This window comes from Amycolatopsis sp. CA-161197 (assembly GCF_050942255.1).
Lineage (GTDB): Bacteria > Actinomycetota > Actinomycetes > Mycobacteriales > Pseudonocardiaceae > Amycolatopsis.
The window spans coordinates 7,869,080-7,880,908 of sequence record NZ_CP192059.1; the positions used below are offsets into that span (position 1 = coordinate 7,869,080).

Sequence of the window (11,829 nt, forward strand, 5' to 3'; positions counted from 1 at the left end):
GACGGCCGCAGCGGCGCGCGGCTAGGTTCGGAAGGGTGTCTGATACCCCCCGACTGCCCGGGTTGACGTTGGCCGAAGCGGACCAGCTGGTGAACACGGCGCACGCCGTCGCCGCGGAGCGCGGGTTCGCGCCGCTGGCGGTGGCCGTCCTCGACGTCACCGGCGAGGTGATCGCGCTGAAGCGCGCCGACGGCGGCACGCCCGTGACCAGCCGCGTCGCCGTGGCCAAGGCCCGCACCGCGCTGCGCATGCTCAAGCCCTCCGGCGAAGTCACCCTGCCCGGCGAGGTCGTCGGCCCGCTCCAGCACGTCTACGGCGGCGACTTCGTCGCCCGTGCCGGCGGCATCCCCATCACCGACGGCGACGTGGTCGTCGGCGCCATCGGTGCGTCGGGTGCGCAGAGCGCGGAAGACGAGGAAGCCGTCCGCACCGCCGTCGAACGCCTGCGGGCTCAGGCGTAGCTGCGCGGGGTCCAGACGACCGTCGTGCCGTCCGGGCCCTGCTGCGCCACCGTTTTCGACGAGCCCACGATGAGCAGGCACCGCATGTCCACAGTGGACGGGTCCAGCTCACCCAGCGTGGTCACCGTGATCCGCTCCTCCGGCCCGCCCACGTCCCGCGCCACGACGACCGGGGTGCCCGGTTCGCGGTGGCGCAGCAGGACTTCCCGCGTGGTGGCCAGCTGGGTCGTGCGCGTGCGTGAAGCCGGGTTGTAGAGCGCCAGCACCAGATCGGCCGCGCCCGCGGCGTCGAGGCGGCGTTCGATGACGTCCCACGGCTTGAGGCGGTCCGAAAGCGACAGCACGCAGTAGTCGTGCCCCAGCGGGGCGCCGACGCGGGAAGCGGCGGCCTGCGCGGCTGTCACACCGGGAACGATCCGCACGCGCACGCCGGCACCACGACCGGCGGCAACCTGTTCCAGCACCGCGGAAGCCATCGCGAACACACCCGGGTCACCCGAGGACACCACGGCGACCCGCGCCCCGGAAGCCGCCAGCTCCAGCGCTTCCACCGCACGGTCGGCCTCGACCCGGTTGCCCGACGCGTGCCGCTCCTGGCCGGCGCGCTGGGGCACGCGGGCGACGTACGGGCCGTAGCCCACGATGTGCTCCGCAGCGGCCAGTTCGGCCGACGCTTCGGGCGTCAGCCACTCCGGGCCCGCCGGGCCGAGGCCGACGACCACGACCTCACCACCGTCGGAAACCGGTTTCGGCGACGCAGGAACCACCGCCGGCTCACCGTCCACCCGGGACGCATACGCCGGGCTCGGCAGCAGCGCCAGCGAGAAGTACGGCACCGTCGCCGGATCGACGTCGGCGAGCGGCTCGATCCGCTGCTCCCCCCAGGTGGCGCGTTCGACGTACCACGCGTCGTCCAGCTTGCCCGCCTCCGCGAAGGCCTCACGGACGGCGCCGAACGTGCGCCCCAGCTTCAGCACGGCCGCGGCCTGCGTGTCGGCCAGCCGGCGCGCCAGCTCGGGCGCCGGCAACGTGCCCGGCAGGACCGTGAACACCTCGTCGCGCTGCACCAGCGGACGGCTGAGCACCGAGGAAGCCGCGCTCACCGACGTCACACCGGGCACGACCTCGGCCTCGAAACGGCCGGCGAGGCGCTCGTGCATGTACATGTAGGAGCCGTAGAAGAACGGGTCACCCTCGCACAGCACGACGACGTCGCGTCCCGCGTCGAGGTGCTCGGCGAGCTTTTTCGCGCTCAGCTCGTAGAAATCGGCGATCGCGCCCTCGTAGCCGCCGGGGTGGTCGGTGGTCTCCGTGGTGACCGGGTAGACCAGCGGCTCCTCCAGCTGGCCCTCGCGCAGGTACGGCGCGGCCACCGAACGCGCGATGCTGCGGCCGTGGCGCGCGCTGTGGTAGGCGATCACGTCGGCCTCGCCGATCAGCCGCGCGGCCTTCACCGTCATCAGTTCCGGGTCGCCGGGACCGAGTCCGACGCCGTAGAGCCGGCCGGTCATTCGACCACGCTCGCGAGCGCGTTGACGGCCGCCACGGCCATCGCGCTGCCACCCCGGCGCCCCTGCACCACCAGGTACGGGGCGGGCGCGCGCTTCACCAGCTCCACTTTGGACTCCGCCGCACCGACGAAACCCACCGGCACGCCGATGATCGCCGCCGGCGCCCCGACGCCCTCTTCGAGCAGCTCCAGCAGGCGGAACAACGCGGTGGGCGCGTTTCCGATCGCCACCACCGAACCCGGCAGCCGGTCACGCCACAGCTCGAGAGCCGCGGCCGACCGCGTGGTCCCCATTCGCTCGGCGAGCCCGGGCACGCTCGGGTCGTCGAGCGTGCAGACGATGTCGTTGGCCGCGGGCAGCCGCTTGCGCGTGATGCCGCTGGCGATCATCTTCGCGTCGCACAGCACCGGCGCGCCCGCCTCGAGCGCCGCGCGGCCCGCCTCGACGACGTCGAGGGAGTAGCGCAGGTCGTCGACCAGGTCGACCATGCCGCAGGAGTGGATCATCCGCACCGCGACGCCGGCGACGTCGTCCGGCAGGATCGCCAGGTCCGCCTCCTCGCGGATCGTGGCGAACGAGTGCCGGTAGATCTCGGCACCGTCGGCCAGGTAGTCGATCACGGGTTTTCCTTCCTCACCCAGGAGTCCGCCAGGCGGGACGCCGGCAGCAGGCGTTCGCCGACACGGTAGCCGCCGGCCTCGGCGACCACGTCGAGGTGGGGGCCCGAGGGCCGCCCGCAGCGCCGGGCACAGCCCGCCACGTGGGCGCGGACCCCGGCCGGGACCAGCCGCGCGGCGTCGGCGCGCACGTCGGCCAGCGACTTCGCGCAGCCGGGCCGGCCGATGCAGGCCGTGATCTCCAGCACGGCGGGGTCGGTGCTGAGGCCGGCCGCGTGCAGACGCGCGACGGCGTCCGGCGCCGGGTTCGGCAGCACGATCGACCGCCACGGCGTGACGACGGCGTGATCGGCCAGATCCGCGAGAACCCGCAGCTGCGCGGCCGTGAGCTGCCCGAACCGGGGCGCGACACCGACACCGTGGTCGCCGAGTGGCCCGCCCGTCGGGTCCACCCGCACCGGGCGCTCCCCCGGTTGCGACCGCGGTCCGCGAGGCAGGACCGCGGTGGGATCCGGCAGCTCCGCGATTCGCCAAGCCGTCCCCCGCCGCGCGGCGAACTCACGCGCGACCGCCAGCAACGCACCCACCGCTTCGCCCCGCGGCACCGACCAGCCGGTGTCCACGCCCGCGAGCAGCACCGTGCCCGCGTCGGACGTCACCGCACGCCAGCACACGTCGGCGCCTTCGCCCGCGACGTCACCCCGGCCGTCGTCGAACGCGAACAGGAACCGCCCCGGCAGCTCGGCCAGCTCGGGCTCGGCGCACAACGCCACGTCCAGCTCCCCCGCCAGCCCGCGGACGTCGGCGGTCCCGCCGTGCACCCCGCTCAACGGCGAGGCCAGCACGTTGCGCACGCGTTCGTGCGTCGGCGAGGGCAACAACCCCGCGGCCATGAGCCTCGACGCGAGACCGGGCCGCGTCACCCCACGCAGCTGGACGTTGCCGCGCGAGGTGAGGTGCACGTCGCCGTCACCGAGGTCTTCGGCGCAGGAAGCCAGCACTCGCAACCGCTCCGCGGAGACGACCCCGCCGGGCAGGCGCACTCGGGCGAGCGGTCCGTCCGCCGCGTCGTGCGTGGCGAAGACCCCGGGACAGGCGTCGGCGCGTACGCGGGCAGGGCTGGACATGCCGCTCACTGTAGCTGGCAGGGGATTCAGCAGACTTGCGATCGAATGTAGTAGATGTGCTACATTTCGTCGCACACGAGCGATGGGGGTGGGTCCGGTGAGGAATCCGGAGCAAGTCGTGTTGCAGGTCGAGGGCCTGCGCATGAGATACGGCACCAACGATGTGCTCCACGGCGTCGGCTTCACGGCGTACCGCGGCGAAGTGCTCTGCCTGCTGGGACCCAACGGCGCGGGCAAGACGACCACGATCGAGATTCTCGAGGGCTTCCGGATGCGTTCGGCCGGCGAAGTCGAGGTGCTCGGCACCGACCCCGCGCGTGGCGGCGAGGACTGGCGGGCACGACTGGGGGTCGTGCTCCAATCCTGGCGTGACCACGGGAAATGGCGCGTGCATGAGCTGCTCGCCCACGTCGGCGCCTACTACGCGCCCTACTCCACGGACACGATCCGCCGCCCGTGGAACACCGACGAGCTGATCGAGGTCGTGGGCCTCGCGCCGCACGCGGGCAAGAAGCTCAAGCAGCTCTCCGGTGGGCAGCGGCGCCGGCTCGACGTCGCGATGGGCATCGTCGGCCGGCCGGAACTGCTTTTCCTCGACGAGCCCACCGCGGGCTTCGACCCGGAGGCGCGGCGCGAATTCCACGACCTCGTGCACCGGCTCGCCGACGACAACGACACCACGATCCTGCTCACCACCCACGACCTCGACGAGGCCGAGAAGCTGGCCGACCGGATCCTGATCCTCAACGGCGGCCGGATCGTCGCCGACGGGTCGGCCGACGAGCTCAGCCGCCAGATCTCCGGCGAGGCCGAGGTGCGCTGGTCGGTCGAGGGGCAGCACTTCGTGCACTCCACCACCGAGGCCACGAAGTACGTGTTCGAGCTCTTCAAGCAGCACGGCGACGCCGTGGCCGACCTCGAGGTGCGGCGCGCGTCCCTCGAGGACACCTACATGACCCTGGTGCACCGGGCCGAGACCGGACTCGTGGAAGCGGGTGTGCGATGACAGCGACAACACCGCTGGCGCTCACGGCGGCCGGCAAGCGAGCCGCCGCGCGGAACGGGCTGCGTCGCGGGCTGATCGAGTTCCGCCAGCAGTGGACCAACCGCGACGACGTGCTCGGCCAGGTGATCTGGCTGGTCCTGATCTTGGTCACGCTGTTCTTCCTGCGGGGCATCCACCTGCCCGGCACGTCGTTCTCGCTCGGCGCGGCGACCGTGCCGAGCGTGCTCGGCGCCGGGCTGGTGTTCAACGGCCTCTCGGGTGCGGCGGGCCAGCTCGTCGTCGACCGTGAGGACGGCACGCTGCTGCGGGCCAAGGCCACGCCCAACGGCATGCTCGGCTACCTGATCGGCAAGATCATGTCGCTTTCGCTGATGCAGGTGTCCGCGATGCTGGTGACGCTGGTGCCGTGCCTGATCCTGTTCCCGGGCCTGGCCGACCGTGGCGTGTGGTCGTGGCTGAACCTGCTCTGGGTGCTGGCCGTCGGGCTGGTGGGGACGCTGCCGCTGGGTGCCGCGATCGGCTCGCTGATCCGCGACCCGCGCTCGATGGCGCTGGTCATGCTGCCGGTCACGGGCCTCGCGGCGATCTCCGGCATCTTCTACCCGATCACGGCACTGCCGGTGTGGGTGCAGGACATCGCCCAGGTGTTCCCGATGTACTGGCTCGGCCTCGGCATGCGCTCGGCGCTGCTGCCGGATTCGGCCGTGGTGGTGGAGATCGGGCAGTCGTGGCGGCCGTGGGCGACCCTCGGCGTGCTGCTGGTGTGGTCCGTGATCGGATTGGTGCTGGCCCCGGTGCTGCTGCGGCGCATGGCGCGGCGGGAGTCCGGGTCGTCGGTGGCCGAACGACGGGAGAGGGCGCTGCAGCGTGTGTGATCCGCGGTGAGCGAGAACGTCTACAACCGCATCGCGGTGCTGCGTGCCGAGCGCGGGATCTCGCGCCGGCAGCTGGCCGACGCGCTCGGCGTGCACTACCAGACGATCGGGTACCTGGAACGGGGCGAGTACAGCCCGAGCCTCCACCTGGCGCTGCGGATCGCGGAGTTCTTCGAGGTGTCGGTGGAGGTGCTCTTCTCCACCGAGCCGTTCCCGCGGATCGGCGACCGGTCGGCGTAGAACGGATGGGGTGATCGCCCACCTGCGCGCCGCCGAGGACCTCATCGACCACCTCTCGCCGGAGGCCAACCGCTACAAGGCCTCCGGCGAGCCCGACGTCGTGAGCTGGACCCGGCCGTGGCGCAACCACACGCAGTGCGCCTCGTTCCAGACCCAGCTGCTCAAGCACGTCTACGACTGGGCCGACGACGAGTTCTTCACCACCCACTTCCGCTCGGTGAGCCCGCCCTCGCGCACGTACCGGTGGGTCTTCGAGCAGCGGGAAGTGCCGCACTTCGCCCGCGTGGACACCGTCGCGGACCTGCGCCCGGGTGACCTCGTCGTCGTCGACTACGGGCACCGCCGGCCGACGAACACCGGGCACATCGCGCTGGTGCGGGGCACGCCCGTGGTGGACGAGGACAAGTCCTACGTCGTGCCCGTGGCCGACTGCACGGCCGACCCGCACGGCACGTCGCCCGACTTCCCCGACAGCCGCTCCCCCGCAGGTCAGGGCGCCGGCTACGGGCACCTCGTGTTCCACGCGTCGCCGGAAACGGGCGGGTTCGCGGGTTACGCGTGGAGCGTCACGGCCCAGCGGTCCCACCCCGTGGCCGAGCGGCCGATCGTGGCCGTGCGCGTGGTCTGAGACGTCACCTTGACGCGGGCTCGCGCGCCCGTGAGAGTGAGTGACGAACCACGCGTCGGCAGGTGGAGGAACCCGGTGAGAGTCCGGGACGGTCCCGCCACTGTGACCCGGAGTGATCCGGGAAGCCAGGAACTCCCGCCGGCGCGACCGACGACCCGGGGCGCGGACACCCCGAGTGAGGAACGCCGTGATCCTGCTTCTGTCCACTTCGGACACCGACCTGCTCAGCGCCCGGGCCTCGGAGGGTGAGTTCCGGCTCGCGAACCCGGCCCGGCTCGACGTCGCGGACCTGCCGGGGCTGCTCGACGGCGCGCCGATCGTCGTGGTCCGGATCCTGGGCACGCCGCGGTCGTGGCAGGAGGGCCTGGACACGCTGCGTGCGTCGGGCTCGCACGTGGTGGTGCTGGGCGGTGAGCAGACGCCGGACGCGGAGCTGATGAAGCTCTCCACCGTGCCGGCGGGCATCGCGGCCGAGGCCCACGCGTACCTCGCGCAGGGCGGGCCGGAGAACCTCACGCAGCTGCACCGGTTCCTGTCCGACACGCTGCTGCTGACCGGCGACGGTTTCGAGCCGCCCGCGCAGCTGCCGTCGTGGGGCATGCTGGAGCGCGCTTCCTCGGGTCCGGCGGACGGCCCGGTCGTCGGGATCCTCTACTACCGCGCGCACCACCTGTCCGGGAACACCGCGTTCGTCCACGCGCTGGCCGACGCGATCGAGGCCGCGGGCGGGCGCGCGCTGCCGATCCACTGCGCGTCGCTGCGCAACCGCGAGCCGGAGATGATGGCCGAGCTGGGCCGCGCCGACGCGCTGCTGGTCACGGTGCTGGCGGCGGGCGGCACGCGGCCCTCGGAAGCCGGCGCGGGCGGCGACGACGAGGCGTGGGACGTCGCCGAGATGGCCGGGCTCGACATCCCGATCCTGCAGGCCCTGTGCCTCACCAGCGATCGCGCGACGTGGTCGGCCAGCGACGACGGCCTGTCGCCGCTGGACGCCGGCAACCAGATGGCCGTGCCGGAGTTCGACGGCCGGCTGATCACGGTGCCGTTCTCCTTCAAGGAGTTCGACGAAGACGGCCTGCCCCGGTATGTCGCCGACGCCGAGCGCGCTGCCCGCGTGGCCGGGATCGCGCTGGCGCACGCGCGGCTGCGCCACACCCCTGCCGAGTCGCGGCGCATCGCGTTGATGCTCTCGGCGTACCCGACGAAGCACTCGCGGGTGGGCAACGCTGTGGGGCTGGACACGCCGGCGTCGGCGATCAAGCTGTTGCGGCTCATGCGATCGCAGGGCTACGACCTCGGCCCCGACGCATTCCCGGGCGTCGAGCCGACGGGCACCGACCAGCCGGACGGCGACGCGCTGATCCACGCGCTGATCGCCGCCGGCGGGCAGGATCCGGAGTGGCTGACGGAGGAACAGCTCTCGGGCAACCCGATCCGCGTCCCCGCGGCGCGGTACCGCGCATGGTTCGCCGCGCTGCCCGCGGAACTGCGCTCGGCGGTCGAGGAGCACTGGGGCCCGGTGCCCGGCTCCCTGTATGTCGACACATCGGCAAATCCCGAGGGCGACATCGTGCTGGCGTCGCTGCAGTCGGGCAACGTCGTGATCATGATCCAGCCGCCGCGCGGGTTCGGCGAGAACCCCGTGGCGATCTACCACAACCCCGATCTGCCGCCGAGCCACCACTACCTCGCCGCGTACCGCTGGCTGGAGGAGGAGTTCGGCGCGCACGCGGTGGTGCACCTGGGCAAACACGGTTCGCTGGAGTGGCTGCCGGGCAAGACGGCGGGCCTGTCCGCGTCGTGCGCGCCCGACGCCGTGCTGGGCAACCTGCCGCTGATCTACCCGTTCCTCATCAACGACCCCGGTGAGGGCGCGCAGGCCAAACGGCGGGCGCACGCCACGATCGTCGACCACCTCATCCCGCCGATGGCGCGCGCCGAGTCCTACGGCGACCTCGCGCGGCTCGAGCAGCTGATGGACGAGCACGCGAACATCGCCGCGATGGACCCGGCCAAGCTGCCGGCCATCCGCGCCCAGATCTGGACGCTCATCCAGGCGGCGAAGCTCGACCACGACCTGGATGTGGCCGAACGTCCGCACGACGCAGAGTTCGACGACTTCCTGCTGCACATCGACGGCTGGCTCTGCGAGGTCAAGGACGCGCAGATCCGCGACGGCCTGCACATCCTCGGCGAGGCCCCGGTCGGCGAGGCGCGCGTGAACCTCGTGCTGGCGATGCTGCGGGCCCAGCAGATGTGGGGCGGCAAGCAGGGCGCGGTGCCGGGGCTGCGTTCGGCGTTGGGATTGAAGGAGAACTCGTCCGCTCCGATGTCCGAAGTGGACGCGATCGAGACCTCGGCGCGTTCGCTGGTCTCCGCGATGGAGGCGCGTTCCTGGGCTGTTTCGGCCGTGCCCGCTGTGGTTTCCGACGTCCTGGGCGCACCGGACGCGGAGGTCTCGCGGGTGCTTTCGTTCGCGGCCACCGAGATCGTCCCCCGGCTGGCGGGGACTTCCGGCGAGATCTCCGCGGTGCTGCACGCGCTGGACGGCGGTTACATCCCCGCCGGCCCGAGCGGTTCGCCGTTGCGCGGGCTGGTGAACGTGCTGCCGACCGGGCGGAACTTCTACACCGTCGACCCGAAGGCCATCCCGAGCCGCCTGGCGTGGGAGACCGGCCAGGCGCTGGCCGACTCGCTGCTGCGCCGCTACCGCGAGGACACCGGCTCGTGGCCGACGTCGGTGGGGCTTTCGGTGTGGGGCACCTCGGCGATGCGCACCTCCGGTGACGACGCGGCGGAAGTGCTGGCGCTGCTGGGCGTGCAGCCGGTGTGGGACGAGGCTTCGCGGCGCGTCACCGGTCTGGAGGCCATTCCCCTGGCCGAACTGGGCCGCCCGCGCATCGACGTCACCGTGCGCATCAGCGGTTTCTTCCGCGACGCTTTCCCCCACGTGATCACGTTGTTGGACGACGCCGTCCGCCTCGTGGCGGCGCTGGACGAGCCTTCGGACCAGAACTTCGTGCGGGCCCATGTCGCGGCGGACCTGGCGACGCACGGTGACGAGCGCCGCGCCACCACCCGCATCTTCGGCTCGAAACCGGGGGCCTACGGCGCCGGCCTGCTGCCGCTGATGGACTCCGGCAACTGGCGCGACGACAAGGACCTGGCCGAGGTGTACGCGGTGTGGGGCGGCTTCGCCTACGGTCGCGACCTCGACGGCCGCCCCGCGCGCGAAGACATGGAGCAGTCGTACCGGCGCATCGTCGTGGCCGCCAAGAACACCGACACGCGCGAACACGACATCGCCGACTCCGACGACTACTTCCAGTACCACGGCGGCATGATCGCCACCGTTCGCGCGCTGACGGGCTCCGCGCCCGCGTCCTACATCGGCGACAGCACCACGCCGGACGCCGTGCGCACCCGCACCCTCGGCGAAGAGACCGCCCGCGTGTTCCGCGCCCGCGTGGTCAACCCGCGCTGGCTCGCGGCCATGCGCCGCCACGGCTACAAGGGCGCCTTCGAACTCGCCGCCACCGTCGACTACCTCTTCGGCTTCGACGCCACCGCCGGCGTCGTGGGCGACTGGATGTACGAGAAGCTGTCCGAGTCGTACGTGCTCGACGCCGAAAACCAGGACTTCCTGCGCCAGGCCAACCCGTGGGCCCTGCGCGGCATCATCGAGCGCCTCACCGAAGCCGCCGACCGTGGCCTCTGGTCCGAGCCGGACCCCGACCTGATGGCCCAGCTGCGCGACGTCTACCTCACCCTGGAAGGCGATCTCGAAAGCGACTGACCTCCTTCACCCGACCCGTCGGAGCGGTCCTGCCATTCCCTGCCGCCCGCTTGTCCTGTCCTCGGGTGCCAGAGAGCGAGTGCGACCGGATTTCGAGCGTCGCCGGCTGTCCGCAGTGGACCAGCACGGCGGTTGGTCCGCGTCCGGTCGGGGGAGGGGACGTTGGGCCGCCAGGGTGAACACCGGGGGCCGATCCCGGCATTTCGCCCGTAGCATCCCGCCGATCGTCGGGTGGCGGGTTGACTTCGCATTGGTCTAGTCCAATGCTGATGCGCACCCCGCTCGTCAGCTGGAGGACAGATGCAACGAAGCAGACTGGCCGCCGTCGGGCTCGCTGCCGCCGCCGTGCTCGGGACAGCCGCGACCCTGGCCGCCACGGCCGATGCCCAGCCCGCGGCCGCCGCGGCCCTGAGCAACAACTGGTACGCCTCGGCGCCGTACCTCATGCCCGTGAGCAACAATCCGCCCGACCCGGTGACGGTGATGAACGCGACCGGGCAGAAGGCGTTCCAGCTGGCCTTCATCCTCGCCCCCGACGGCGGCGGTTGCAGCCCCACGTGGGACGGCAAGTCGGCAGTCTCTTCGGACACCGCGGTCGCCGGCGTCGTGAACCGCATCCGGGGCAACGGTGGTGACGTGTCGGTATCCGTCGGCGGCTACGGCGGTACGAAACTGGGCCAGACGTGCGGCACCGTCGACGCGACCGCCGCCGCCTACCAGCAGGTGGTGACCAAGTACGGCCTCAAGGCCCTCGACTTCGACCTCGAAGAACCCGAGTACGAGAACACCGCGGCGATCGCCAACGAGCTCGGCGCCGCGAAGAAGCTGCAGGCCGACAACCCGGGCCTGTTCGTGTCCGTCACGATGCCCGGCACCTCCGCCGGCACCGGCTGGTTCGGCACGCAGCTGCTCGACCAGGCCAAGTCCATCGGCTTCACGCCCAACAACTTCTCGATCATGCCCTTCGACGGCGGTTTCAACGACTCCTCGGCGCAGGTCTCGGCGCTCGAGAACTTCCACGGCCTGCTGGAAAGCCACCTCGGCTGGGACAGCGCCACCGCGTATTCGCACGAGGGCTTCTCCGGCATGAACGGCCGCTCCGACAACGCGGAGATCTTCACCCTGGCCGACTTCCAGACCGTCTACGACTACGCGACCAGCCACCACCTCGGCCGCTTCACGTACTGGTCGGTCAACCGCGACCGCCCCTGCACCACCACGACCGACAACGCGGTGTGCTCCAACGTGACCCAGAACGACTGGGACTTCACCAAGTTCACCACCCGCTTCGCCGGTGCGACGCCGCCCCAGACCGACCCACCGACGAGCCCGCCCACCAACCCGCCGGGCACCTGCACCGCGCCGGAGTGGCAGAAAGCCTCGGTCTACGTCGGCGGCAACTCCGTGTCCCACAACGCCCACAAGTGGACCGCCAAGTGGTGGACCCAGGGCGAAGAACCCGGCACGACCGGCCCGGACGGGGTCTGGTCCGACAACGGCCCCTGCTGAGCGCGTTCCCCTGCTGCCGGGTGGCCCACGGTGAATCCACTGTGGACCACCCGGTGTTC

General features: G+C 71.7%; 10 protein-coding genes and 1 riboswitch. Of the genes, 7 read left to right on the forward strand and 3 right to left on the reverse strand.

What is annotated here, in order from left to right:
- The first annotated feature begins 35 nt into the window (after window positions 1-35).
- Window positions 36-461, forward strand: coding sequence for a GlcG/HbpS family heme-binding protein (locus ACQPXB_RS37130; RefSeq protein ID WP_366582862.1), 426 nt, complete (start codon window positions 36-38; stop codon window positions 459-461).
- Here the strand turns inward: ACQPXB_RS37130 and ACQPXB_RS37135 are convergent.
- Genes ACQPXB_RS37135 through ACQPXB_RS37145 form a run of 3 tightly spaced genes read right to left on the reverse strand, consistent with a single transcriptional unit; the run spans window position 452 to window position 3,716 of the window.
- Window positions 452-1,972: a precorrin-2 C(20)-methyltransferase gene (locus tag ACQPXB_RS37135; RefSeq protein ID WP_366582863.1), complete on the reverse strand. Its 1,521-nt coding sequence runs from the start codon at window positions 1,970-1,972 to the stop codon at window positions 452-454. The two genes, ACQPXB_RS37130 and ACQPXB_RS37135, sit on opposite strands and share 10 nt — an antisense overlap.
- Window positions 1,969-2,592, reverse strand: coding sequence for a precorrin-8X methylmutase (locus ACQPXB_RS37140; RefSeq protein WP_366582864.1), 624 nt, complete (start codon window positions 2,590-2,592; stop codon window positions 1,969-1,971). Before ACQPXB_RS37140 ends, ACQPXB_RS37135 begins: the two co-directional genes overlap by 4 nt.
- Entirely contained in the window at window positions 2,589-3,716 is a 1,128-nt protein-coding gene (locus ACQPXB_RS37145) for a precorrin-3B synthase (protein ID WP_432846198.1), read from the reverse strand. Before ACQPXB_RS37145 ends, ACQPXB_RS37140 begins: the two co-directional genes overlap by 4 nt.
- An 82-nt stretch (window positions 3,717-3,798) precedes the next feature.
- Between ACQPXB_RS37145 and ACQPXB_RS37150 the strand changes: the two genes are divergently transcribed.
- The 6 genes from ACQPXB_RS37150 to ACQPXB_RS37175 all read left to right on the forward strand — a co-directional run bounded on the left by ACQPXB_RS37150 (window position 3,799) and on the right by ACQPXB_RS37175 (window position 11,770).
- Complete coding sequence (locus ACQPXB_RS37150) at window positions 3,799-4,722, forward strand: ABC transporter ATP-binding protein (RefSeq protein ID WP_366582866.1); 924 nt, start codon at window positions 3,799-3,801, stop codon at window positions 4,720-4,722.
- Window positions 4,719-5,597: an ABC transporter permease gene (locus ACQPXB_RS37155; RefSeq protein ID WP_432846200.1), complete on the forward strand. Its 879-nt coding sequence runs from the start codon at window positions 4,719-4,721 to the stop codon at window positions 5,595-5,597. The genes ACQPXB_RS37150 and ACQPXB_RS37155 overlap by 4 nt, the downstream gene beginning before the upstream one ends.
- 6 nt (window positions 5,598-5,603) lie before the next feature.
- Window positions 5,604-5,837: a helix-turn-helix transcriptional regulator gene (locus ACQPXB_RS37160; protein WP_366582868.1), complete on the forward strand. Its 234-nt coding sequence runs from the start codon at window positions 5,604-5,606 to the stop codon at window positions 5,835-5,837.
- 10 nt (window positions 5,838-5,847) lie between these two features.
- Window positions 5,848-6,465 carry a hypothetical protein gene (locus tag ACQPXB_RS37165; protein ID WP_432846202.1) on the forward strand — a complete coding sequence of 206 codons (618 nt, stop codon included), beginning with the start codon at window positions 5,848-5,850 and terminating at the stop codon, window positions 6,463-6,465.
- A 43-nt stretch (window positions 6,466-6,508) separates the two neighbouring features.
- Window positions 6,509-6,618: riboswitch (cobalamin riboswitch) on the forward strand.
- Window positions 6,619-6,652: 34 nt separating this feature from the next.
- Window positions 6,653-10,261: a cobaltochelatase subunit CobN gene (cobN, locus tag ACQPXB_RS37170; protein ID WP_432846204.1), complete on the forward strand. Its 3,609-nt coding sequence runs from the start codon at window positions 6,653-6,655 to the stop codon at window positions 10,259-10,261.
- A gap of 300 nt (window positions 10,262-10,561) precedes the next feature.
- On the forward strand, window positions 10,562-11,770 hold the full coding sequence (locus ACQPXB_RS37175; protein WP_386947679.1) for a chitinase: 1,209 nt from the start codon (window positions 10,562-10,564) through the stop codon (window positions 11,768-11,770).
- Window positions 11,771-11,829 lie beyond the last annotated feature (59 nt).